The sequence below is a fragment of the Paenibacillus sp. HB172176 genome (genome assembly GCF_011947265.1).
GTDB lineage: Bacteria > Bacillota > Bacilli > Paenibacillales > Paenibacillaceae > Pristimantibacillus.
The window spans coordinates 35,944-61,523 of sequence record NZ_JAATHD010000016.1; the positions used below are offsets into that span (position 1 = coordinate 35,944).

The 25,580-nt window shown below is 51.1% G+C and carries 24 protein-coding genes; all 24 read right to left on the minus strand.

The features are described from left to right. Positions 1-35: 35 nt before the first annotated feature. A complete protein-coding gene (gene pnp, locus HFP08_RS19100; RefSeq protein ID WP_168122206.1) occupies positions 36-2,135 on the minus strand; it encodes a polyribonucleotide nucleotidyltransferase in 2,100 nt (699 codons plus the stop codon). A gap of 105 nt (positions 2,136-2,240) precedes the next feature. Further along, entirely contained in the window at positions 2,241-2,510 is a 270-nt protein-coding gene (rpsO, locus tag HFP08_RS19105; RefSeq protein WP_028561387.1) for a 30S ribosomal protein S15, read from the minus strand. Between the two features lie 116 nt (positions 2,511-2,626). After that, the gene (locus HFP08_RS19110; RefSeq protein ID WP_168122207.1) at positions 2,627-3,595 is read right to left on the minus strand and encodes a bifunctional riboflavin kinase/FAD synthetase; all 969 of its coding nucleotides are present in this window, start codon (positions 3,593-3,595) and stop codon (positions 2,627-2,629) included. Between the two features lie 50 nt (positions 3,596-3,645). Beyond that, complete coding sequence (truB, locus tag HFP08_RS19115; RefSeq protein ID WP_168122208.1) at positions 3,646-4,557, minus strand: tRNA pseudouridine(55) synthase TruB; 912 nt, start codon at positions 4,555-4,557, stop codon at positions 3,646-3,648. Between the two features lie 2 nt (positions 4,558-4,559). Then, positions 4,560-5,498, minus strand: a complete 939-nt coding sequence (locus tag HFP08_RS19120; protein ID WP_240941592.1) for a DHH family phosphoesterase — start codon at positions 5,496-5,498, stop codon at positions 4,560-4,562. Between the two features lie 44 nt (positions 5,499-5,542). Then, entirely contained in the window at positions 5,543-5,899 is a 357-nt protein-coding gene (gene rbfA / locus HFP08_RS19125; RefSeq protein WP_168122210.1) for a 30S ribosome-binding factor RbfA, read from the minus strand. 6 nt (positions 5,900-5,905) lie between these two features. Beyond that, positions 5,906-8,527 (minus strand): translation initiation factor IF-2, encoded by a 2,622-nt coding sequence (gene infB, locus HFP08_RS19130; protein ID WP_481856587.1) that lies wholly within the window; start codon positions 8,525-8,527, stop codon positions 5,906-5,908. A 68-nt stretch (positions 8,528-8,595) separates the two neighbouring features. Continuing rightward, positions 8,596-8,922, minus strand: a complete 327-nt coding sequence (locus HFP08_RS19135; protein ID WP_168122212.1) for a L7Ae/L30e/S12e/Gadd45 family ribosomal protein — start codon at positions 8,920-8,922, stop codon at positions 8,596-8,598. Further along, positions 8,912-9,223, minus strand: coding sequence for an RNase P modulator RnpM (rnpM, locus tag HFP08_RS19140; RefSeq protein ID WP_168122213.1), 312 nt, complete (start codon positions 9,221-9,223; stop codon positions 8,912-8,914). Before rnpM ends, HFP08_RS19135 begins: the two co-directional genes overlap by 11 nt. Before the next feature lie 54 nt (positions 9,224-9,277). Then, positions 9,278-10,375 (minus strand): transcription termination factor NusA, encoded by a 1,098-nt coding sequence (gene nusA, locus HFP08_RS19145; RefSeq protein ID WP_168122214.1) that lies wholly within the window; start codon positions 10,373-10,375, stop codon positions 9,278-9,280. 40 nt (positions 10,376-10,415) lie between these two features. Beyond that, the gene (gene rimP, locus HFP08_RS19150) at positions 10,416-10,877 is read right to left on the minus strand and encodes a ribosome maturation factor RimP (protein ID WP_168122215.1); all 462 of its coding nucleotides are present in this window, start codon (positions 10,875-10,877) and stop codon (positions 10,416-10,418) included. Positions 10,878-11,033: 156 nt separating this feature from the next. Next, the gene (locus HFP08_RS19155; RefSeq protein WP_168122216.1) at positions 11,034-15,344 is read right to left on the minus strand and encodes a PolC-type DNA polymerase III; all 4,311 of its coding nucleotides are present in this window, start codon (positions 15,342-15,344) and stop codon (positions 11,034-11,036) included. A 97-nt stretch (positions 15,345-15,441) separates the two neighbouring features. Next, positions 15,442-16,890 carry a proline--tRNA ligase gene (proS, locus tag HFP08_RS19160; protein ID WP_168122217.1) on the minus strand — a complete coding sequence of 483 codons (1,449 nt, stop codon included), beginning with the start codon at positions 16,888-16,890 and terminating at the stop codon, positions 15,442-15,444. 10 nt (positions 16,891-16,900) lie between these two features. Beyond that, positions 16,901-18,163: an RIP metalloprotease RseP gene (rseP, locus tag HFP08_RS19165; protein WP_168122218.1), complete on the minus strand. Its 1,263-nt coding sequence runs from the start codon at positions 18,161-18,163 to the stop codon at positions 16,901-16,903. A gap of 112 nt (positions 18,164-18,275) precedes the next feature. Continuing rightward, complete coding sequence (locus HFP08_RS19170; protein ID WP_206109290.1) at positions 18,276-19,415, minus strand: 1-deoxy-D-xylulose-5-phosphate reductoisomerase; 1,140 nt, start codon at positions 19,413-19,415, stop codon at positions 18,276-18,278. Positions 19,416-19,436: 21 nt separating this feature from the next. Next, positions 19,437-20,231, minus strand: a complete 795-nt coding sequence (locus HFP08_RS19175) for a phosphatidate cytidylyltransferase (protein WP_168122220.1) — start codon at positions 20,229-20,231, stop codon at positions 19,437-19,439. 26 nt (positions 20,232-20,257) lie between these two features. Then, positions 20,258-21,022, minus strand: a complete 765-nt coding sequence (locus HFP08_RS19180) for an isoprenyl transferase (protein ID WP_168122221.1) — start codon at positions 21,020-21,022, stop codon at positions 20,258-20,260. 37 nt (positions 21,023-21,059) lie between these two features. Beyond that, positions 21,060-21,614, minus strand: a complete 555-nt coding sequence (gene frr / locus HFP08_RS19185; RefSeq protein WP_168122222.1) for a ribosome recycling factor — start codon at positions 21,612-21,614, stop codon at positions 21,060-21,062. Then, positions 21,614-22,342 carry a UMP kinase gene (pyrH, locus tag HFP08_RS19190; protein ID WP_168122223.1) on the minus strand — a complete coding sequence of 243 codons (729 nt, stop codon included), beginning with the start codon at positions 22,340-22,342 and terminating at the stop codon, positions 21,614-21,616. Before pyrH ends, frr begins: the two co-directional genes overlap by 1 nt. Before the next feature lie 100 nt (positions 22,343-22,442). Then, on the minus strand, positions 22,443-23,093 hold the full coding sequence (gene tsf, locus HFP08_RS19195) for a translation elongation factor Ts (protein WP_168122224.1): 651 nt from the start codon (positions 23,091-23,093) through the stop codon (positions 22,443-22,445). A gap of 114 nt (positions 23,094-23,207) precedes the next feature. Beyond that, the gene (gene rpsB / locus HFP08_RS19200; protein ID WP_168122225.1) at positions 23,208-23,906 is read right to left on the minus strand and encodes a 30S ribosomal protein S2; all 699 of its coding nucleotides are present in this window, start codon (positions 23,904-23,906) and stop codon (positions 23,208-23,210) included. Between the two features lie 157 nt (positions 23,907-24,063). Next, on the minus strand, positions 24,064-24,618 hold the full coding sequence (locus HFP08_RS19205; RefSeq protein WP_168122226.1) for an MltG/YceG/YrrL family protein: 555 nt from the start codon (positions 24,616-24,618) through the stop codon (positions 24,064-24,066). After that, positions 24,611-25,201 carry a DUF6115 domain-containing protein gene (locus tag HFP08_RS19210; RefSeq protein ID WP_168122174.1) on the minus strand — a complete coding sequence of 197 codons (591 nt, stop codon included), beginning with the start codon at positions 25,199-25,201 and terminating at the stop codon, positions 24,611-24,613. Before HFP08_RS19210 ends, HFP08_RS19205 begins: the two co-directional genes overlap by 8 nt. A 47-nt stretch (positions 25,202-25,248) precedes the next feature. Then, complete coding sequence (locus tag HFP08_RS19215) at positions 25,249-25,572, minus strand: hypothetical protein (RefSeq protein ID WP_168122227.1); 324 nt, start codon at positions 25,570-25,572, stop codon at positions 25,249-25,251. Positions 25,573-25,580: the final 8 nt, after the last annotated feature.

The following is a 25,580-nucleotide window of genomic DNA, read 5'->3' on the forward strand; positions in this document are numbered from 1 at the left end:
ACTGTCTTTCCTATGGTTGGAGAATTGTTGCTTGCTTAGGATTGAGTCGGCACTTCAGGCGTCAGAAGCACCTTGCGCGACAAATTGACTCTGCCCTGCTGATCGATTTCCGTAACCTTCACGGTAATCTGATCGCCGATTTTTACGACATCCTCGCATTTCGCCACTCGTTCCGTTGAAAGCTGGGAAATATGAACCAGCCCGTCCTTGCCTGGAAGAATTTCCACGAAGCAACCGAACTTCTCGATTCTCTTCACTGTGCCGAGGTAAATCTCGCCGACAACGACTTCCTTCACAAGGTTTTCAATTATAGATTTCGCTTTTTGGTTCATCTCTTCATTCGAAGAAGCGATAAACACCATGCCATCCTGCTCGATGTCGATTTTAACGCCGGTTTCTTCGATAATCTTATTAATAATCTTGCCTCCGGCTCCGATGACATCGCGGATTTTATCCGGATTAATGCGCAAAGTCACAATTTTTGGCGCATATTTCGACAGAGAGGTTCGAGGCGTATTCATGACCTCAAGCATCTTGCCCAGGATGAACATACGACCTTGACGGGCTTGCTCGAGAGCTTGCTGCAGAATGCTGCGGTCAATGCCGTCAATCTTGATGTCCATCTGAATGGCCGTCACGCCTTCTGCCGTTCCCGCAACCTTGAAGTCCATATCGCCAAGATGATCCTCCATGCCTTGAATATCAGACAGAATGGAGAAATGCTCGCCGTCTTTAATCAGCCCCATGGCAATGCCGGCAACGGGAGCTTTAATCGGTACGCCAGCGTCCATCATTGCCAGCGTGCTCGCGCAAATGCTTGCTTGCGAAGTGGAGCCGTTCGATTCCAACACCTCGGAAACGAGGCGAATCGTATACGGGAAGTCCGCTTCCGAAGGAATAACCTTGGACAGTGCGCGTTCTCCAAGAGCGCCGTGACCGATCTCTCTGCGGCCCGGAGGACGCAGCGGACGAGCCTCGCCTACGCTGAATGGCGGGAAGTTGTAATGATGCATGAACCGCTTCGTTTCTTCCGGCGCGATTCCGTCAAGAATTTGAACATCTCCCATCGCTCCAAGCGTACATACGCTAAGCGCTTGGGTTTGTCCCCGAGTGAACAGTCCTGTGCCATGCGTGCGCGGCAGAATCGACACATCGCACTCAATCGGACGGATCTCGTCCAATGCGCGTCCGTCGGGACGAATCTTGTCATGCGTAATCAACCTTCTTACTTCTTCCTTGACAATGTCATAGAGCACTTCCTTCACATCGTCGATCAGCTCGGGCTTGTCCGCCAGCAGCGCTTCGAAATGCGCAACCGTGTCGCTGTTTGCTGCGTCGATCGCTTCCTGTCTCGCATGCTTCTCGGCTATCTTGATCGCTTCCGTCAATTGCGCGGAAGCATAGGCGCGAACCTGCGCGTTCACATCACCGTTGACTGTATGTAGCTTCACCGCCATTTTTTCTTTGCCTGCAATGGCTTGCAATTCATTAATTTTCGCGACAATGCCTTTGATCGCGTCATGGCCGAACATAATCGCTTCAAGCATGACGGTCTCTTCCACTTCATTCGCTTCGGCCTCAACCATCATGATCGCGTCCTTGGTACCGGCTACCACGACGTAGACATCGGATTTCTCGGACTGCTCGGAAGTTGGATTGATCACGAACTCGCCGTCCACGCGTCCGACGATAACGCCGCCGATCGGTCCGTCGAACGGCACATCGGAAATGGTAAGCGCCGCGGATGTGCCGATCATGGCCGCAATCTCAGGCGAGCACTCCTGATCCACGCTCATCACGATATTGGCAATTTGAACATCATTGCGGAAGCCTTCCGGGAACAGGGGACGAATCGGTCTGTCCGTCAAACGGCTTGACAGAATCGCTTTCTCGCTTGGTCTTCCTTCGCGTTTGATAAAGCCTCCTGGAATTTTACCAACCGCGTACATTCGCTCTTCATAATTGACGGTCAGCGGGAAGAAATCAAGATCCTTCGGCTCCGTCGAAGCGGTAACGGTGCACAAGATAACCGTTTCGCCGTAGCGCACGGTTACTGCAGCGTTCGCTTGTTTTGCCAGACGGCCTGTCTCAAGAATGAGCGGTCTGCCGCCTAATGACATTTCAATACTATGCATGAACCATAATCCCTCCTTTTTCTATTGCAAAAAGCAACCCGAATCCCCAAATCCAGTATATCTGGAAGGCAGGATGACCAGGTTGCTTTTCTCAAACGCATGTTTTTAGCGGCGAAGGCCGAGTTTTTCAATCAATGCGCTGTAGCGTTTAACATCTTTGTTCTTCAAATACGCGAGCAGCTTACGGCGTTGACCGACCATTTTCAGCAAACCGCGGCGGGAATGATGATCCTTCTTATGCTCCCGCAAATGCTGAGTCAGGTTAACGATGTTCTCCGTAAGGATAGCGACTTGAACCTCAGGGGATCCTGTATCGCTGGCATGAGTCTTATGCGTCTCAATCAGCTCGTTTTTGCGTTCTTGTGTGATTGCCATCCTTGTTCACCTCCTTCTTCATAATCGCCGTTAGCCACGTTGCCGGCGGTGAGACCGAACAACCAAGCTAAGGTTCCTTGTACATTCATAACGTCGACTAGTATACCATACCCATCTCAGGTTTGTCGAGGAAGCTTCTGGGCTTCCTCGAGCAATTGCTTCGCCTTGGCCGAATCATTGCCGATTTGCTCGATCAATTCCGCGATTGAATTGAATTTCTGCTCGGGTCTGATGAAATCCTTGAATTGAAGCTTGATCGACTTGCCGTAGATATCCTCGCCGAAATCGAACAAATGAGCTTCCATCACCGGCATTACCGTCTTCTTGTTGAAGGTCGGCTTCATGCCGAAATTGAGCACTCCATTATGCTTGACCCCGTCGATCCAGGCTGTAATTGCGTATACCCCGAGCCTTGGAGCGACATAAGGACCGTCAAGCTCCAGGTTCGCCGTCGGAAATCCAATGGTTCTGCCTCTTCCGTCTCCATGTACAACCATGCCGGAAACCTCGTACGGCCTTCCAAGCAATGTCGTAGCCATCATCACTTCGCCTTGCTCCAGAGATTGTCTGGTGTAGGTTGAGCTGATCTTTACGCTTTGCTCGTATAGAGGCTCTACAATATGAACCTCGATATCGTCCTTGCATAGCTCCTTAAGCAGCTCCGCATTGCCGAGTCCCTTGTTCCCGAATGTGAAGTCAAAGCCGACTACCGTATGCTTGACTCCGAGCGGGCGCAGCACTTCATCAACGAATTGCTCGGGCTTAACAGCCGCGAAGGATAGATCGAACTGCATGACGAACATAAGATCGATACCGAGCTCGTCAAGCAGCTCCGTCTTCTTCCCAAGCGGCGTCAAGCAGCTGAAATATTGATCTCCGTGACCCAGCACTTCTTTTGGATGCGGGGAAAAGGTCATGACTGCCGACAGCATCCCGTTCTCTCTCGCAACCGCCTCGGCATGCCTGATAACATTCTGATGACCGCGATGAACACCGTCGAAATGGCCGATCGCAAGAGAAATCGGCTTGCCTCGAAAGCGCTCATCTAACGTTGTTAGAGGATAGGATAAAGTAATCACTTCCATTAATGACACACCTGCATTCCTTCATTAGCTTTGTTTAAGAGATTGGCAATTTAAGAAAAAACCTTGACCGGGACGAGCAGCGCCGCCTCAACATCGGATTGATAGATGCCTATAAAGCTTTCCGATTGATCGTACAGCCTGAGAAGCTCATCCTGCTTCCATTCGCCCTTCGCCAGGCGAAGCTTATGCAGCGGAATTTTCCGCCCTTGCAGCGCTTGCTTGGCAAGAGCGTCTTCCGCTTCCGCCTTATTCATGTAGGATAAAGCATCATCAGGCGCCATCACATGCTCCTGCAGTTCGCCGGATTCGCTGAGACGCTCGATATCGTCAAGCGTCAAACAAGCATCCGCCGTTATTCCGCCAGACATCGTGCGGGTCAGCTTCGCCATCGCAGCCGGAACGCCTAACGCTTTACCGATATCCACGCATAATGTCCGGATATAGGTTCCTTTGGAGCAAACCGCTCTGAATGTAATTTCCGGCTGCGGCGAATCGAGCTTTGCATGCATCAGCTTCAGCTCATGAATGGTTACTTGACGTGACTTTCTTTCGATCGTCTTGCCTTCTCTGGCAAGCTCGTAAAGTCTCTTTCCGTTCACCTTTACAGCCGAGTACATGGGAGGCACTTGATCTATGCTTCCGATAAATTGCTGAAGCGCGGCCTCGACCTGTCCGAGCGTCAGTTCCTCGACAGCTTTGGTTTCTATAACCTCGCCGGTCATATCCTCGGTATCGGTCGCGATGCCGAGCTTAAGCACAGCTTCGTACGCTTTCGGTCTTTCTTGCACATATTCCACAACACGCGTAGCCCGGCCCAGACATAACGGCAAAACGCCGGTCACCATGGGATCAAGCGTTCCCGTATGTCCAATTCTCTTCATGCGCAAAACTCTTCTTACCTTCGCTACAACATCATGCGAGGTCCAGCCCTCCGGCTTCCATACTGCCAATATGCCGTCCATGGCTAGACCAACGCCTTTCCTGCTTCGGAGATCAGCTTCGGCATCGTATCTTGAAGCGAGCCTTCCAGTCTGCAGCCTGAAGCGCGCACATGTCCCCCGCCCCCGAATTTCTGAGCGATTGCGGCGACATCCGCTTTGCCCGCTGAGCGCAAGCTCGCCTTCACTCCGCCGTCTGCCGTTTCCTTGAACAGAATGCCAATCTCCACGCTGTCAATATTGAGCGCATAATTGACAATCCCTTCTATATCTTCGGAAACAGCGCCGCAGTCTTTCAAATCATCCTTTGTGATATACAGCCAGCCGATCGTGAAATCGTCCGAGAATTGCAAACGGCCAAGCGTTGATTGAAGCAGCTTAAGCTTGGCAATGGACATCTTCTCTAGCAGTTGATCGGCAATCCAGCTTCCTTGAACGCCGGTTGCCAGCATATCGGCTGCGGCTTGCATCACGCGAGGCGTTGTATTGGAGTAACGGAAACCTCCTGTATCGGTCAAGAGCCCGGTATAAATCGCAGTCGCGCAATTCAAATCCGGTTTCAGTCCTGCAGCCAAAATCAAATCGTACAGAATTTCGACCGTAGCCGCCGCGTCGGGCTTGATGACATTCACAGCGCCAAATCCATTATTCGTGGGATGATGATCGATATTCAACAGCTTTGCGTCTGCGGCAAAATAGGATGAAGCTTGCCCGATTCTGCGGAAATCCGCGCAATCCACAGCGATTACAGCATCATAGGTACCTTCCAAGGGGGATGATTTCAAAGAATGAATAGCTTCGTATTGATAGAGATATTGCATTCTGCCTGGAAGCTCGCTTTCGTTCACCATCGTATAAGATTTACCTAATTCGTTCAGCAGCCAAGCTGTCACAACCGTAGAGCTGATAGCATCGCCATCCGGCTGAACATGCGACACAACAAGGAATGAGGCATGGTCCTTCATGAAAACCAATGCCTCATCCAGTTTCAATCTATAATCATCCGCCGTCATTTCGATTCATTCCCGCGATTCAGATCGTCGATAAGTGATTCGATTCGGCTTCCGTATTCGATGCTGCTGTCAAACTTGAACACCAGTACGGGCGTATGACGAAGCTTCATGCGCTTGCCAAGCTCCGACCGCAGAAAGCCTGTCGCGCTGTCCAGCGCCTTAAGTGAATCTTCTCGCTGTTCATCGCTGCCCAGCACGCTCAGATAAACTTTGGCTTGCGACAAATCGCTTGTCGTTTCCACGCCGGTCACTGTAATAAAACCAAGGCGCGGGTCCTTCAGCTCGGTCTGTATAATCTGACTAAGCTCTTTCTTTATTTGTTCGCTTACTCGACCTACGCGAATTTTAGCCATATGGGATCACCTCTCTACCGTTTCCATCACGAACGCTTCGATAACGTCTCCTTCTTTAATATCGCTGAAACGTTCCAGAGTTATACCGCATTCGTAGCCTTGCGCCACTTCCTTGGCGTCGTCCTTGAAGCGCTTCAGAGAATCGATCTTGCCTGTATAGACGACGATGCCGCCGCGAATGAGTCGCGCTTCCGCCGAGCGGGTAATCTTGCCGTCTGTAACCATACAGCCGGCAATAGCGCCAACCTTGGTCACTTTGAATACGTTGCGAACCTCGGCATGACCGATAACCGCTTCTTTGAAGATCGGATCCAGCATGCCCTTCATCGCTTGCTCGATCTCATCAATAACGTTGTAGATGACGCGATGCATGCGCACGTCTACCTGTTCTTGCGCGATCGTCGCTTCCGCTTGCGGATCTGGACGAACGTTAAAGCCGATTACGATCGCATTCGAAGCCGATGCGAGGATAATATCGGATTCCGTAATGGCGCCGACGCCGTTATGAATAATTTTGACGCGCACGCCTTCAATGTCGATCTTCGCAAGCGATCCTTTAAGCGCCTCAGCCGAGCCTTGAACATCCGCCTTCAGAATGACATTGAGATCTTTGATCTCTCCATCCTTAATATGCGTATACAGATCATCCAGCGTAACGCGGGTGTTCGCTCCCATCTCGGATTGACGATGCTTGATGGAACGACGCTCGGCGATTGCCCGCGCTTTGCGCTCATCCTCGAACACCATGAACGGATCGCCCGCCAAAGGAACCTCTGTCAGACCCGTAATCTCCACTGGCGTCGATGGTCCCGCTTCCTTCATACGGCGGCCTTTGTCGTTGACCATCGCTCTTACGCGGCCGAAGCAATTGCCGGCTACGAACGCGTCGCCGATTTTGAGCGTACCGTGCTGCACCAGGATGCGCGCAACCGGACCTTTGCCCTTGTCGAGCTCAGCCTCGATAACCGTTGCACGGGCGCGCTTGTTCGGATTGGCTTTGAATTCGTTCACTTCGGATACGAGCAAGATCATCTCGAGCAAGCCTTCAATATTAATACGCTGTTTCGCGGAGAGCTCTACGAAGATCGTATCGCCGCCCCACTCCTCGGGTACAAGCTCATACTCGGTCATTTCTTGCTTAATCTTATCTACATTCGCTTCCGGCTTGTCGATCTTGTTCACTGCAACAATGATCGGAACTCCCGCAGCCTTCGCATGATTGATCGCTTCAACCGTTTGCGGCATAATGCCGTCGTCGGCCGCGACCACGATAATCGTTATATCGGTGACCTGAGCGCCGCGGGCGCGCATCAGCGTGAACGCCTCATGGCCCGGCGTATCCAGGAATGTAATCTTCTTGTGATTGATCTCCACTTGATAAGCGCCGATATGCTGCGTAATGCCTCCAGCTTCTCCGCCTGTTACATTCGTTTTGCGAATCGCGTCTAGAAGCGTCGTCTTCCCGTGGTCGACATGCCCCATAATGGTCACGACCGGCGGACGAACTTCAAGAGATTCTTCTTCGTCGGTTTCTTCGACCGTTTCGAAGGAATCCTCCTCCACCGGAATTTTCACTTCTACTTCCACGCCGTATTCGCTTGCCATCAGCATGATCGCGTCCATGTCGATTTCTTGATTAATGGTAGCCATGACGCCCAGGAACAAAAGCTTCTTAATGACTTCGGACGCATCCTTATGAAGCAGCTTGGCCAGATCGCCCACGGTCATCGTTCCGCGGACAATAATTTTCTTCGGCGTATTGTCGATTTTCTCGCGCGGCGGCTGATTTTGCTGTTGGTTGCGCCCTCCGCGACCCTTTCCTCCACGATTATTGCCGCGGTTAAATCCGCCCGGACGCCCGTCGTCGAAGCGTCTTTGGTTCTGATTGCCGTGATTGCTGTTCTGTCTCGGCTTCTCGCTTCTTGCGAAACGATCCTCTGATGCACCTCTCGCCGGGGCCGGCTTGGAATCAAAGCTGCGTCCTTGGCCGCCTCCCTGAGGAGCCCGGTTACCGGATCCGCCTTGACCTGCGCTGCGGTTCTGATTGCCTCCCGGAGCTGATGAGCGATTGCCGCCGCCCTGGTTCGAGCCGTTTCCAGAACGATTGCCTGAACCGCTTGAATAACCGGATTGACCTTGCCGATTGCCGCCCTGGCCACTTCCTCCGCGGTTGCCGCCTTGACCGCCGCTCGGACGGTTGCCTTGACCGCTCGAGGATGGCCGGTTGTTTTGTCCTGGGTTTGATTGGCGGTTTGAATGTCCTTGACTCGCATTCTGGCTCGATCCTTGACCTCCGCCTCCAGATCGATTTGATTGTTGCGGTCTTTGTTCGCGTCTTTGTTCTGTTGGTTGTTGTGTTGTCGTATTAATAGAATTCATTGTCCCCTGTCTGTCTTGCGTGGAATTTTGGTTTGGCGCTTGGGCTTGCGGACGCTTGGCCGATTGAGTCGAAGCGGCGACGGATGCTCCGCCTCCGCTTTCTTGCGCTCGCTTGGCGGCGGCGTTTGATTTGATTTCGCGGAAGAAGCCTTCCACTTTATTTACCATCTCGTTCTCCATCACGCTCATGTGATTGTTAACGGGAAGATTCAACCTTTTCAGGATTGTTATGATTTCTTTGCTGCTCATATTCAACGATTTCGCGTATTCGTATACGCGAAGCTTGTCTTTATTGTCCTTGCTCTCTTGTTTGTTGGTCAATTAAGATCCACCTCCGTATTTTGGCTCAGATGATTTCCAATTATTTTACCGAACTGCATATCCGTAACGGCCAGCACAACGCGCTCGGGCTTGCCGATCGCTCTGCCGAGCTGCTCCCTGTCGTATGCTTCAGCGAGTTGTATTCCGTAGGTGCCGCATTTATCTCGAAATTTTTTTTTTGTATTGTCAGACGCATCGCCCGCGACGATAACCAGGGAGGCCTTCCGCCCGCGCACCGCCTTCAGCACAATTTCATCGCCGGTAATAAGCTTTCCCGCCCGCATCGCCATGCCGAGGCTTGACAGCGCTTTGTCAGGCTTCATCGGCCTTCAACTCCTTGGCTTCGATGAATTCGTCCTGAACGGCGATAAATTCGTTCTCCAGGCTGTCGTAGATCGACTCGCTGACGCTTTGCTTCAATGCACGATCCAGAGCTTTTGATTTCTTCGCGAGCTTAAAGCAGCTTACATTGCCGCATAGATAAGCGCCCCTGCCCGCCTTCTTGCCGGTAAGATCAATCTGTATCTCCTCGGACGGTGTCCGAACAACCCGGATCAGCTCCTTCTTCGGCTTCATTTCCTGACAGGCAACGCATTTGCGAAGCGGCAGTTTTCTCGGTTTCAACGCACACCCTCCTCAGAATAAAATTTGCTGGTCTCCGCTTTCCTGTCCATGCGGCTAATCAATCGATACCGAATCTTGATGCATAGCGACGGATTCCGTCTTCGGCCTGCCGTAATCCTGCTCGGCCTGCGTCTCGCTCTTGATATCGATTTTCCAGCCCGTAAGCTTGGCCGCCAGTCTGGCATTCTGCCCCTTGATACCGATCGCAAGCGACAATTGATAGTCCGGAACGATGACTCTGGCCATCTTCTCCTGCTCGAATACGATTACCTCCAGCACCTTCGACGGACTTAGCGCATTCGCTACGTATTCCTCCACATTATCGGACCAGCGCACGATGTCGATTTTCTCGCCCTTCAGCTCGCTGACGATGGTTTGCACGCGCATGCCCTTCTGCCCTACGCAAGAGCCTACCGGATCCACCTCGTCGTTGCGCGAATGCACGGCGATCTTGGAGCGGAAACCGGCCTCGCGAGCGACGGAACGAATTTCGACGACGCCGTCATAAATTTCCGGCACTTCCAGCTCGAACAGACGTTTCAGCAAGCCGGGATGCGTCCGGGAAAGAATGATTTGAGGTCCTTTTGTCGTATTCTCCACCTTCGTAATGAAGGATTTCACGCGATCCCCGTGCTTGAATTTATCGGTAGGCATCAGCTCGGTAAGCGGCAGCACCGCCTCCACCTTGCCGAGATCAATGAACAGGTTTCTCGTATCCTGACGCTGCACAATTCCGTTCACGATATCTTCCTCTTTGTCGATAAAAGCGTTGTAGATCAACCCGCGCTCGGCTTCGCGAATTCGTTGGGTAACGACCTGCTTCGCCGTTTGCGCGGCGATTCTTCCGAAATCACGAGGCGTAACCTCAATCTCCGCGATATCATCGATATGATAATGGGGATTGATTTCCCTTGAGGCCTCGACCGAAATTTCCAGTCTGGGATCCAGCACCTCGTCAACGACTGTCTTGCGGGCATACACCTTGATGACGCCGGTATGGCGATTAATGTCCACGCGCACATTCTGCGCCGTGTTGAAATTGCGTTTGTAGCTCGATATCAGAGCAGCCTCGATCGCTTCGAGAAGCACATCCTTCGCGATACCCTTGTCTCTTTCGATCTCCTGCAAGGCTTCAATAAAATCCATACTCATTGGAAATACGCTCCCCCTCTCATAAATGAAAACATCATCGCTAGAATACGATGGCCAGACGCGCGCTGGCGACCTTCTCGTATGGAATTTCAACCTCTTTTTTGCCTATGCGAACAGAAGCGTTCTCGCCGTCGAACGCCGTAAGCATGCCCTCAAACTCTTTGGAGCCGCTGATCGGCTCATAAGTGGTAATAAACACATGCTTGCCGATCGCTTTGCGGACATCCTCCGCCTTCTTCAGCGGTCTCTCGGCTCCCGGCGATGATACTTCAAGGAAGTAAGCGCCTGTGATCGGATCGTTCTTGTCAAGCTGCTCGCTCACATATTCACTGATGCGGCCGCATTCATCTATGTCGATTCCTCCGTCTTTGTCAACGAATAAGCGAAGGAACCAATTGCTGCCTTCCTTGATGTATTCAATATCGACCAGCTCAAAGCCATTTTCATTGAGAAAGGGCACTACCATAGGCTCAATGACGGATTTGATTTTGGATATGCTCAAATTGAATTGACCTCCTAGTTCATGCTGCGCAATGGGGAATTGCCGAATACAAAAGTCAAAGAGTGGGTTTCCCCACTCTTCTGCATCAAAGATTCTATCCACATCATTGCCACAAAAATTATAACATAATCGCAAAAACGTGACAAGAAATGATTTCTAAAACAAGGAAAGCTGATTCGACTCCGGCAAGCCTCTGAAGCAACCCATGCCCCCGAGCACTTCAACAATGGTTTTGGTCGCTTTGGATTTCATCTGGAAATCCTCAATCGACAGAAATTCGCCGTCGCCCCTGGCCGCTGCGATGTTCCGCGCCGCATTGTCGCCGATTCCGGCAATAGCCGCGAACGGCGGAATCAATGAAGCGCCGTCAACCTGGAATTTCAAAGCGTCGGATCGATAGAGATCTACCGGCTTGAACGAAAAGCCGCGCGCCGTCATCTCCAGCGACATTTCGAGCTGCGAGATCATGTTCTTCTCCTTCGGCAGCGCCTGAAAGCCTTTCGCTTCAATCTCGGACAATCTGCGCGCAATGGCGTCATAGCCTTGACAGAGCAGCTCCAGCTCGAAATCATCCGCCCGCACCGTGAAATAGGTCGCATAATATTCAATCGGATAATAGAGCTTGAAAAACGCGGTCCGCACGGCGGATATAACATAGGCTGCGGCATGCGCCTTCGGAAACATATATTCAATTCGAAGACAGGAATCGATATACCATTGCGGCACCTTGCAGCGCTTCATCTCGTCAATCCATTCCGGCGTCAAACCTTTGCCCTTCCTCACGCTCTCCGTAATTTTGAAGGCAAGCCCCGCATCCATTCCCGCCTTGTAGATCAGATAGAGCATAATATCGTCACGGCAGCCGATAACGGTCTTGATATTGCAAGTGCCGCTCTTGATCAACTCTTGCGCATTGCCGAGCCAAACGCCGGTGCCATGCGACAAACCCGAAATTTGCAGAAGATCGGCGAACGATGACGGCTGCGTCTCCTGAAGCATCTGACGCACGAACTTCGTGCCCATTTCCGGTATGCCGTACGTCGCAACAGAGGAACGGATTTTCTCGGGAGACACCTCAAGCGCCTCCGTCGAGTTGAACATGCTCATAACCTTCGGGTCGTTCATCGGAATGGTCGTCGGATCGACTCCTGTCAAATCCTGCAGCATCCGCATCATCGTCGGATCATCATGACCCAGAATATCGAGCTTGAGCAAATTCTCGTCGAAGGCGTGATAGTCGAAATGCGTCGTTTTCCATTCCGCGTTCACGTCGTCCGCAGGGAACTGAACCGGCGTCACATCCTCGACCTCGATATAATCCGGCACAACGACAATTCCGCCCGGATGCTGTCCGGTGCTGCGCTTTACGCCCGTGCATCCGCTGGCAAGCCTCGCAAGCTCCGCTCCGCGCCATTTCTTGCCATGCTCCTCCTCGTATTTCTTGGCAAAGCCGTATGCGGTCTTCTCCGCCACCGTGCCAATCGTTCCCGCGCGGTACACGCATTTCTCGCCGAACATTTCCTTGGTGAAATTATGCGCGATCGGCTGATATTCGCCGGAGAAGTTGAGATCGATATCGGGAACCTTGTCGCCCTTGAAACCAAGGAAGGTTTCGAACGGAATATCCTGTCCTTCGCCCTTCATTGCTTTGCCGCAATTCGGACAAATCTTCGCCGGCAAATCGAAGCCGCTCGGCACGCTTCCGTCGAGGAACCATTCGCTATGCCTGCATTCCGGGTTTTTGCAAAGATAATGCGCCGGCAGCGGATTAACCTCGGAGATGCCAAGGAACGTAGCGACGACGGATGATCCAACAGAGCCCCGTGAACCTACGAGATAGCCGTCACGGTTTGATTTCTTCACCAGTTTCTCCGAAATGAGATAGTTGGCGGAGAATTTGTACTTAATAATCGGCACAAGCTCCTTCTCCAAACGATCAATGACCACTTGAGGCAAATCATCGCCATACATCGATTTAGCTGTATTGTAGCAGGTATCCCGAATTTCTTCGTCAGCGCCTTCAATGTTCGGCGTGAACAGCTCCTTCGGAAACATATCATAGCTCTCGAATCTCTCGGCAAGCAAATTCGTGTTCGTAACGACGACTTCCTTCGCTCTCGCTTCGCCGAGAAACGCGAATTCCTCCAGCATCTCGTCCGTTGTGCGGAAATGAGCATCCGGCTTTCGCATGCCTTTGAGCGGACTGAAGCCTGTGATCCCTTGGATCGTAATATCCCGATACATCTTGTCGCGCGGATTCAAATAGTGCACATTGCCCGTGGCGATAACCGGCTTGCCGAGCCCATCTCCGATTTCGCAAATCCGACGCATCGCGCCTTCAATCTCGGCGCGGCTTCCGACCAGACCTTTCTCGACCAGATGCATGTAGAAATCGATCGGCTGAATTTCCAGCACATCGTAGAATTCTGCGACATCGACGGCTTCTTCATGCGATTTGTTGAGCACCGTCTCGAAGAACTCGCCCTTCTCGCAGCCTGACACGACGAGCAGACCGTCTCGCAGCTCGGTAAGCCTGCTCTTCGGAATGGTCGCGACCCTTTTGAAGTATTCCGTATGCGACAACGAAATCAGCTTGAACAGATTTTTTTTGCCCATGGCGTTTAAAGCGTAGATATTGCAATGAAACGGTCTGGAATTGGATAAATCAAGCCCTACATAATCATTTAATTGATGAAGATCCACAATTTTACGCTCGGCCGCATCCTTGATAAGTCCGAACAGCACGCCGCCCAGGGCGATGGAATCATCGATCGCTCTATGATGGTTTTCAAGACTGACCTTATATTTGGCGGCAAGCGTGTTCAATCGATGATTTTTCAGCGAGGGATGAAGAAATCTGGCCAGCTCCAGCGTGTCTAGAACCGGATTCTTCACCTCCGGAAGCCCGATTTCCTTGCAATTCGCTTGAATGAAGCCGATATCGAATCTCGCGTTATGCGCAACAAGAATATCGTCTCCAATAAAATCGATGAATTCGCGCAGCTTGGGTTCAAGCTCAGGAGCGTCCCTCACCATATCGTCGTTTATATTCGTCAATTGTTGAATATGATACGGAATGGGCTCATGCGGATTAATGAAGGTGGAGAAGCGATCCACCTCTTTGCCGTCAATCATCTTCACGCCGGCAAGCTCGATAATTTTGTTGTTGATAACCGACAAGCCCGTCGTCTCGATATCAAATACGATATAGGCCGACTCCGCAAGCGATTGCGGACGTGAGTTCAGCACCATCGGAACCGCATCGTTCACGACATTCGCCTCCACGCCGAAGAGCACCTTCACGCCATGCTTCTTCGCCGCTTTCACGGCATCGGGATAGCACTGCACGTTGCTGTGATCCGTCACCGCAATCGCGGAATGCCCCCATTTTGCCGCCATTCTTACATACTCTCCAATTGGAGCGACAGCATCCATCGTGCTCATCGTCGAATGCAAATGGAATTCAACGCGTTTCTCTTCCGCTTTGTCCATTCGCTCAGCAGGCGCTTTCACCTCATGCAGATCATTGGGCATCATCACCAGCTCCGGTTCCTGCATGAAGCGGTCGTATTCAATCCGCCCCCGCGCCTTGACCCACTTGCCATTAGCCAATTGCGATAGAATCTTCACATCTTCCTTCGTCTTGGCGAACATCTTCATCGCGATAGAATCGGTGAAATCCGTCACATTGAAGGTGAACAAGGTACTGCCGTTTCGAAGCTCCTTCACATCCAGACCGAATACGGCGCCTTGAACCGTAATCTTCTTCTCCTCATCCTGAATGTTCATAAGCGGCACAGCCTCTTCACGAATATCGTAGCCGACGGCAAGACGCACCGCTTCTTCGCCGTTCTCGCTCGCTTCGGTCGCTTCCACCATGGCATCCGCCATTAGTTGCTGAACAGCCTCGCGCTCCTCTTGCTCGATCTTCTGCATGAACTGGTCGTATACCTCTTGATTATTCTCCCCTGCGAGCATCTTTACCGTGCACTCCCGCTTGAACTGCGACTGGAAAAAGGCAATGATCGCATCGTCGATTCTCTTCTTTTTGGCCAGCTCCAGACCGGTAGCATCATGGAAGGTTAGTTGAACTGCCTTTCCTTGCGCTTCCACCCCCGCCTTCTGCAACCACCCGTTGACGGAAGCAATTTCGCGACCCGCCCAATCGAGGAATAAAGGCCAATATTGCAGCACGATATTTTCGGTTTCGATGATTTCGTCATAGTCGAATATGAAGGAAGTATCAGCAATATGATCAAAGGTCGTTCGAATCGCTTGACATAAGCTGTTATAGGCTCCAAAAGGAACCATGGACGTTTTGCGTATGCAAAACGTCCATTGTCTATTATTGCTGTTCACGATAACTTGATCGATGTATCCATCCTCGAAATAAGATTGAATGATCTCTTGCGGCAGTCCGGATTGCTTCAGCAACAGCTCGAACCGTTCTCGTTTCTCCTTGTTCATGTCAATCCTCCCCCATAGAAGTTGCTCAAAAAGTCCGCTTTTGATCACGAAGCATCCCAAGAAGCTTATTCGACTTCGAATCTCTAATGAACTTTTATTAGTAGGCGCGGGCGAATACGACGGTGTGGTTGGCTTTGTCGCCGCATACAAGACAAGTCGGCTTCTGAACTCGCGGCTCGAACGGGATATTCCGGCTCGTCGCCCCCGTTTCTTCCTTGACTTGCTTTTCGCAAGCGGAGGAGCCGCACCATCCGGCCTCGATAAATCCGCGTTTTTCTTCCATAGACGTCTTCATCTCGTCCAGCGTGTCTACCGCTCGTGAATTGTCGTCCCGGAAACGTTTTGCTCTCTCGAACATCTCCGTTTGCGTTTCCTCCAGCATGCGCTGAACTTCCCCAATCAACTCCGATTGCTGAACGATGCGCTTTTCGCCCGTAATCCTGGACACAAGAACCACGACGCCGTTCTCCATATCGCGAGGGCCAAGCTCAAGTCGCAACGGCACGCCTCTCATCTCATATTCATTAAATTTCCAACCGGGGCTCACGTCGGTTCGATCATCGACCTTAACGCGAACGCCCGCTTGCTTCAGCTCCGCATACAGCTCGTCCACTCTGCCGACGACCTGCTCGCGCAGCTTGGCGGGACCTATAGGAATCATGACAACCTGAGTCGGAGCGATCTTCGGCGGAAGCGCCAAACCGCGATCGTCGCCATGCACCATAATGAGCGCTCCGATCAATCGCGTGCTGACCCCCCAGGAGGTTGTATGCGCGAATTGAAGTGAATTGTCGCGATCCAGATATTTGATATCGAACGCAATCGCGAATTTATTGCCGAGATAATGCGAGGTTCCCGCCTGTACGGCCCGGCCGTCCTTCATCATCGCTTCAATGGAATAAGTATCCACGGCTCCGGCAAAACGCTCGGAAGGCGTTTTCTCGCCTTTGATTACCGGGATCGCAAGAAAGCTCTCCACGAAATCCGTATAGATGTCCAGCATCTGCATCGTTTCCTGGCGCGCCTCTTCTTCGGTTTCATGCGCGGTATGACCTTCTTGCCACAGGAATTCGCTTGTTCTAAGGAATGGCAACGTCCGCTTCTCCCAGCGCACAACGTTGGCCCATTGATTAATCAGCAATGGCAGGTCGCGGTAGGATTGAATCCACTTCGCGTACATATGTCCGATCATCGTCTCCGAAGTCGGACGGATGGCCAGACGCTCCTCCAGCTTTTCTCCCGCAGCCTCCGTCACCCACGGCAATTCGGGATTAAAGCCTTCGACATGCTCCTTCTCCTTCTGGAAGAAGCTCTCCGGGATGAACAGCGGGAAGTAGGCATTTCGATGACCTGTTTCCTTGAAACGGCGGTCTAAATCGCGCTGAATATTTTCCCACAGCTCATACCCCTCCGGGCGGAACACGATGCATCCGCGGACCGGCGAATAATCCATCAGCTCCGCCTTCTTGATGACATCGATATACCACTTCGAGAAATCTTCGCTTTGCGGTGTAATTTCCGTAACAAATCCTTTATCCTTCGACATAAGCGACTGATTACTCCCCTCTTACTAATCTCAATATATCGTTATAGGTGACAACCAGCATGAGCAGCATCAGCATCGCAAAACCGATAAAATGCACCATGCTCTCCTTATTCGGATCAAGAGGTCTTCTCCTCACGGCCTCAACGCCAAGGAACAGCAGCCGGCTTCCGTCCAGCGCCGGCACGGGCAGCAGGTTAAATATGCCGAGGTACAGGCTTAGCAGCGCCGTCCAAGACGTTAACTGCACGAAGCCTTGCTTGGCAATCTGGCTCGTGACTTCCGCTGTGCGCACAGGCCCGCCGAGATCGTCAAGCTTGAATTGACCCGTAATAAGCATCTTGAAGCTTTGGAAAATATAAACCGTCATTTGCTTCATCAAAGAAGCCGATTTCGTAATGGTTTCGCCAACCGTCGCGGAACGAGTCTCGTATTTCGGCGTAACGCCGATTTTCCCTACCCCGGCGTCATCCGCTACCGGCGTAATCTGCAATTGCTTGGCTGCGCCGTCGCGAATGATTTTGAGCGTAATCGGAACTCCTGCCGAAGCGCCGATAATATCAATCATCCGATTGAAATCGGCGCCGATCTTCTCGCCGTTAATGCTGTCGATCACATCGCCGGACTGCAGTTGAGCCTGCTCGGCGGGCATCCCGCTTTGAACCGTGTTCACCAGCACCTTCTCCGTTACGCCAGCCATCTGTATATAAGCGGCGAACAGCACGAAGGCGAGAATAAAGTTCATCATCGGTCCTGCGAAGAGAGCCATGGCGCGCTGAGGAAGCGTTTTGCTGCCGAAATGTCTGTCGATCGGCGCGATTTGCGTTTCTTTGCCTCTCGCAATGATAAGAGCTTGGGGATGAACGGCAAACGTTTCCGCTTCTCCCTCGACAAGCATGGAAATCTGGAGCTTATGCTCCAAATCAAGCGATTCTACTTCGCCGCGAATCGTTCCGGTCCGCTCGTCCAGCCGATCCAGATAAATGCGCGTAATGAGATTATCCTTCAGTCGCACTGCTACGGTTTGCCCCGGCTGAACCTCAACAAGCTCGGGATCCTCGCCCGCCATGCGGACGAAGCCGCCCGCCGGAATCAATCGAAGCGTATATCTCGTTTCCCCGCGTTTGACGGAGAATAATTTCGGACCAAATCCGATTGCAAATTCCCGCACGAGAATGCCTGCGCGCTTTGCAAAGAAATAGTGCCCCCATTCATGGATGGTCACAATGACAAAAAACACTAGCACGGTCATAAAAACGACCTGAATTGTCCCCATAGAAGTGATGCCCCCTGTTCGTTACGGCCTGTACATAGATTATCATTATTCTCCTATGCGATACAAGAGAACCACTTTCTCGTTAGCTTCCAGAGGTTATTCAAGTCTGTCCTTAGATGGAACCGGCAAGCCTTCGCGCCCATTGATCCACTTCCGCTATCGTCTGCAAATCATTCATATCACAGACTTCATGAGCGTACACGACGCGTTCCAGAATCGATTCGATGCCCAGGAATTCAATCTCGCCCTTTAAAAATCTCGCAACGGCAATTTCGTTAGCTGCGTTGAAGACAGCGGGAGCGGAGCGTCCGAGCCTTCCGCAATCGAAAGCGAGACGCAGAGCCGGAAAGCGATCATAGTCCATCTCTCTGAAACGCAACGCTCCTAACTTCGCAAGATTTAGCGGCTCGGTAGGCGTTTCATCGCGTTCGGGATAGGTTAACGCATATTGAATGGGAACTCGCATATCCGGCATGCCCATTTGAGCGATAATGCTGTGATCCACGAATTCCACAAAGGAATGAATGATGCTCTCCGGATGAATGACGACCTCGATTTGATCATAGGACAGATCGAACAACCATTTTGCTTCGATTACTTCCAGGCCTTTGTTAACCATCGTAGCGGAATCAATGGTAATTTTGGCGCCCATTGACCAATTCGGATGATTAAGCGCTTCTTGCACCGTAACCCCCTGTAACTGCTCTCTGGTATGATCACGGAAGGAGCCGCCCGATGCCGTAATCGTAATCTTGCCAATCGCTTTACGAGATTCGCCGTTCATGCATTGGAACAATGCCGAATGCTCGCTGTCAATCGGCAGAATCTTAACCCCTTTGCGCTTGGCCTGCTCCATGACGATATGGCCTGCAGTCACCAAAGTTTCTTTGTTGGCGAGACCAATCGATTTGCCAGCTTCAATCGCCGCAAGCGTAGCTGACAATCCACGGCTCCCCACAATGGCCGTCACGACTGTATCCGCATCTGTGCCGGCTGCCGTTTCGATCAAACCTTCCTCACCGAATAAGACCGTCGTTCCCGCAGGCATATGCAGTCTCGCCGAGTCCGCAAGCTCCTTCGAGGATAAGCATACAACAGCGGGTTTAAAAGCATTGGCTTGCTCAATCAGCAAATCTACATTCGAACCCGCAGAAAGCCCAACGATTCGAAAGCGCTCCGGATGATGCTTGACCACATCCAGAGTTTGTGTGCCTATCGAGCCTGTTGAGCCTAATAATGATATTTTCTTCAAAGACGCTTCCCCCATCATCCGCTAAATCGGAACGAGATCTGTCACCATGAGCAGCGGAAACACGATAAGCCAGCTGTCGCAACGATCCAGAACTCCTCCGTGTCCAGGCAGCAATGTGCCCGTATCCTTCAAGTTTCTTATCCGTTTGTAAGCGGATTGGATCAGATCTCCGAATTGCCCCGCAATGGCGACAACCAATCCGAATAACAAAGCTTTCCATAACGGAATCAAATCCGTCGAGAAAACAGCAAACAGCACAGCAACGATTAATGACAAGAGCACGCCGCCCAGCGCGCCTTCTACCGTTTTGTTCGGAGATATGGAAGGCCACATCTTCCTTCTGCCAAAAGCTCTGCCGGCGAAATACGCGCCTACATCCGAAGCCCAGATGCATCCAAAGGACAGCGCCGTCCAGAATAAACCGTCTGATTCAATGCCTCGAACAGCAATCATGGCCGAGAAGCCAAAACCGACATAGATCGCGCCGAGAAGCAACAACGCAACGCCGTCTATTGTTGTTTTGTTCTTAGATACGACCGTTAGCGCAAGCAACACAAAGGTAAGCGTCCAAACGATTGTCAGCGCCGATGGAAATTCTACTTCCCACGCTCTCCACGGCAAGACGAATAAAAGCACGCCCAAATAGCCAAGCAACGCCGAGGGCTGTAGAGGCGAGACCCCGTTCATGCGTGTATATTCAGAAAAACCGATAATAGCGAGCAGAACCAGCAATAGGGTATATAACGGACCGCCAGCAATTGTGATGGCGAAAAATATTGCCCCAGCCAATACACCTGTAATCAAACGTTGTCTCAATGCTCTGTCACACTCCGTTAGTGTTGCTATATTCCTCCGTAGCGGCGAATTCGCCGCTGATATTCCTGAACGGCTTCATGGAAATGCTCTTCCGTAAAGGCAGGCCAATAGACATCTGTGAACCATAATTCACTGTACGCCAGCTGCCACAGCATGAAATTGCTGAGCCTGAGCTCCCCGCTCGTGCGTATGAGCAAGTCGGGATCGGGCATATCGCCTGTCAGCAAATGATGATCCATCAACGATTCATCGATCTCATCGATCCGCTTTCTGCCTTCTTGCACCTCTCGCGCAATTGCCTTCACCGCAAGGAGCATTTCGCTGCGACTGCCATAATTCAAGGCAAAATTCAGAACGAGTCCGGTATTATGTACCGTTTTGCTTACCGCTTCTTCCACGGCTTTCAAGGTATGGGGAGGAAGAAGACTTCGATCCCCCATCATTCTGACTTGTACGTTGTTTTGAATCAGTTCATCAAGTTCTATTTCCAGAAACAGCTCGGGAAGCTTCATGAGATAATCCACTTCTTCCTTTGGCCGTTTCCAATTTTCCGTAGAGAATGCGTATAAGGTCAAATATTTGACGCCAATCGCATTGGCCGCCATGGTGATTCGCTTTACCGTCTTCATCCCGGAGTGATGACCTGCCATCCGAGGCAAACCACGTCTTTTGGCCCATCTTCCATTTCCATCCATAATAATGGCGATATGTTCCGGCACATTTTCGAGCATTTGCGGTTGAACCGGCGGCAAGGACGCTTTGCCACGTTTGGCCCAAAGTCGCTTGATCATCTAGCTTCCTCCCAACCGAAATGAAACATATCTCCTTCTAAACTTCCATAATTTCTTTTTCTTTGGAAGCCAATACTTTGTCAACCTCGGCTATGAATTTATCCGTTGCCTTCTGAATATCATCCTGATGACGACGGGATTCATCCTCGGAGATATCGGTCTTCTCCAGCTTTTTCACATCATCATTCGCATCGCGACGAATATTGCGGATTGCCACTTTAGCTTCCTCTCCGAATTTCTTTGCCGTTTTGACGAGCTCTGCGCGGCGCTCTTCGGTAAGCGGGGGAACGGAAATCCGAATGGCTGCTCCGTCATTCGAAGGCGTAAGGCCGAGATCGGATTTCATAATAGCTTTCTCTATCGCGCCTACGGACGATTTATCCCATGGCTGAATCATAATGGTGCGTGAATCCGGCGTATTAATATTCGCCAATTGATTAAGGGGCGTCATCGCACCGTAATATTCTACCTGAATGCGATCCAGCAAAGCCGGATTCGCTTTGCCCGCGCGCAAAGTGGACAGATCACGTTTCAATGACGAAATCGCCTTTTCCATTCGTTCTTCCGCACTCTTCTTAATTGCTTCTGGCATTATTTCGCACTTCCTTTCACAATCGTTCCGATTTTTTCTCCTTGCACAACCCGTTTAATATTACCGTTCTCCGTAATCGAGAACACAATTAGCGGTATGTTATTATCCATGCAAAGCGATGAAGCCGTAGAATCCATCACGCCTAAATTCAAGTTAAGCATATCGAGGTAAGTCAATTCTTCGAACTTCTCTGCAGAATTATCTTTGAATGGATCTGCGGAATAGACGCCATCTACCTTGTTCTTAGCCATCAGGATGACCTCGGCTTCGATCTCGGCTGCGCGAAGCGCTGCAGTCGTATCTGTCGAGAAGAATGGATTGCCTGTTCCTGCCGCGAAGATGACGACTCTTCCCTTCTCTAAGTGGCGAATGGCGCGGCGTCTAATGTACGGCTCTGCAATTTGCTGCATCGCAATCGAGGTTTGAACCCGCGTCGGAACATCAATCTGCTCAAGCGCATCCTGCAAGGCAAGAGAATTCATGACCGTGGCGAGCATGCCCATATAATCCGCAGTCGCTCTGTCAATTCCCTTCGCCGTGCCTGCGATGCCCCTCCAGATATTGCCGCCGCCTACGACGATTGCAACCTCCACGCCAAGCTCCACAACATCCTTAACTTGATTCGCAATGGACGTAATAACGGATGATTCGATCCCGTATCCTTCTTGTCCTGACAATGATTCGCCGCTTACCTTCAATACGATACGTTTAAATACAGGATTCTCCAACGCTTATACCTCCATCATGCCCTCGTAAGAGGTCTCTCATAATATGTTCCATTATAGAAGCAAGGCGGGGCGGACGCCCCGCCCCGCCTGTGCGTTCGGATTAAAGTTTCGCTTGAGCCATAACTTCCTCAACGAAATTGTCAACTTTTTTCTCAAGACCTTCGCCAAGCTCGTAACGAACAAAGCGACGGATCGAAATATTTTCGCCGATCTTGCTAATTTTCTCGTTCAGCAGCTCTGAAACCGTTTTGTCCGGATCCTTGATGAAGGATTGCTCCATCAAGCAATATTCTTCATAATATTTCGAAATGCGGCCTTCAACCATTTTGTCGACAATTTTCTCCGGCTTGCCTTCGTTAAGCGCTTGAGTTCTAAGAATTTCGCGTTCCTTCTCAATTTCGTCCCCGGGCACTTCCTCGCGGCGAACGAATTTCGGGTTAGCAGCGGCGATTTGCATGGCGATATCTCTCGCAAACTCGCGGAATTGATCCGTTTTTGCAACAAAGTCTGTTTCGCAGTTTACTTCAACCAGCACGCCGATACGGCCGCCTGCATGAATGTAAGATTCAACAACGCCTTCAGTCGCGATGCGTCCCGCTTTGTTAGCCGCAGCCGCAAGGCCTTTTTCGCGAAGCAGTGAAATTGCTTTTTCAACGTCTCCGCCTGTTTCGTCCAATGCTTTCTTGCAATCGAGCATTCCGGCTCCTGTTCTTTCACGAAGCTCTTTTACCGCGCTAGCACTAACTGCCATGAAAAACCCTCCTATAAGGTCAAATCAGAATTTTGTTCAAAAAAAGGGCGGTGAGAGGCTTTCACCATCTGACCACCCTTTGTTGTTTGCGAATTCGTTTGTTCGATTGTCGGATTAAGCCGTTGTTTGCTCGCCTTGGTTGGCTTCAACAATTGCGTCAGCCATCTTCGCTGTAAGCAGCTTAACCGCACGGATCGCATCGTCGTTACCAGGGATAACGTAGTCGATTTCATCCGGATCGCAGTTTGTATCTACAATACCAACAATTGGGATACCCAGTTTACGAGCTTCTGCAACTGCAATGCGCTCTTTGCGAGGATCAATAATGAACAATGCACTTGGCAAACCGTTCATGTTCTTGATTCCGCCCAGGAATTTCTCAAGACGTTCCATTTCTTTGCGAAGAATGATAACTTCCTTCTTCGGAAGAACCTCGAAAGTGCCGTCCTCTTGCCACTTCTCAAGCGTCTTCAAGCGATCGATACGCTTCTGGATTGTCGAGAAGTTCGTCAGAGTTCCGCCGAGCCAACGCTGGTTAATGTAGAAGTTGCCGCAACGCTCAGCCTCTTCCTTAACTGAATCTTGAGCTTGCTTCTTCGTTCCTACGAACAGCATTGTTCCTCCTTCTGCAGCAATGGATTTAACGAAGTTATAAGCTTCGTCAACCTTCTTTACTGTTTTCTGAAGATCAATGATGTAAATGCCGTTTCTTTCTGTGAAAATATAACGATCCATCTTTGGATTCCAACGACGTGTCTGATGACCGAAGTGTACCCCAGCTTCAAGCAGCTGTTTCATGGAAATAACCGCCATATTTACGCACCTCCTGATTTGGTTTTTGTGTGCTCCTCCGTCCATCGCATCTTTCGCCAAAACTTTCGCCGAGCGAAAGCACCGTTGACGAAATTGATCGACGTGTGTTTTTAACACCGTCATTTAATATATCATAGATAGATGCCCTGTGCAAGATTCATTCTGATTTCGCGACTTCGGGATGCTCCTGCATGTACTGCCGCACTTCTTCTTCCTGCATAGGCGTGCTTGTTACGATGCTCATCACATCGTCAATGCTCATTCCTCGATGAAACAAGAAAAAACCGGCGCGAATCCGATTTCCATGCGCCTGCATTCTCGCCGTGAAAGCTTCCGCATCTGAGATAACCTTATTGTCCTCCAGCACCTGAGCGCCTTCCTCCAGCGTCAATCCAGCTTTAACTCTGATCATAAAGTCCTCTTCCGCCAAGCCCGCTCCTTCGCCTTCGGACCCCTGCTTCTTGTCGCTTATTGCTCCGGCAGGAGCAGGAGTCATTGTCGCAGCAGGTGCGGCGGGATCATCTCCTGCGTTCGGCTTGCTGGTCGCCCCGGCATCCGACGCCTGAGCAGCAGAATCCGATGCATTCAGTTCATTGCTTATTTTTTGCAAATTCGATTCACTGGACTCTCCGATCTCGAAAAGCTTGAACAACAGCGCCCCGATAATGATGCCTATGCCCAGCCCCAACAGGAAGGTTCTTCTGTCAAACACGTCGCTCTCCCTCCTGCTTGGCTAGTTGTATGATGAGCTGTACCTCGCCTTTGTTAAGTCCCATACTCTTCGCAATCGCCTCTATCGATTTTCCGTTATGATGCAGCTCGAACAGCTCTGCGTACCTGGCTTGAATCGACTGCTCCTTATTCGCATCCTGCTCCTTGCCGCTGTTCGGCGAGCGCGCATCGGCAGCGGCATGATTCGCCTCCGCCAGGGAAGCCTGTTCTGACGAAGCCTGCGACTTCAGGCTGACTACTTCATGCGTGTCGACATGATCATCCGGCTGTGACTGCTTCATGGAATGTTCAAGCAGTTGGCCAAGCTGCTCGCATCGAGCCTCCAGCGCAGCAATACGCCGGTCCTTCTCATCCGTCTCCTTCTTATTTGCCTCCTGAGAAGCAGTAATCAGGTTCATGACATCCGCATTATCCTTCTCCATGCTTTCCATAAACTGCTCGAGCGCCGTTTCCATACTCTGCACGGTACGCATCGATTCCGCCGGTTTTCTCTTCTTAGGCATGAGAAAGGCGCCCACGATGACAACCGCTCCGATGAGAATAATATTCTGTAATGGGTCCATGGTTTACCTACCGCCTCTCGAGCTAAACATGCCTGTTCCTAAGTCCATTATAATTTAATATCCAAATGATGCCCCTTGAAAGGATGAGCGGCCTGCTCCGGCTTGTCTTCATCCCCCTCGACCGATTCCTTAGTCCTCTTGCGCTGTTCATGAGCTCCGCTGTGCTTGCCGTCCTGATTGGCGCGGACATGCGCCTGCCCGGTTTGTTCCACCGCTGAATTGTGCATGCGCAGCTCTTCCGTATGCTTCGCAGCTTGACCCTCCAGCATCGTTTGATCCATTGCGGGCTTTTGGGCGGCTTGCTGCTGCATGTTGCTGAATTCCTGTGTTCTCGGAACTGACATTTGAAGATCAAGCGGTTTATAGGTCATGGGAATCA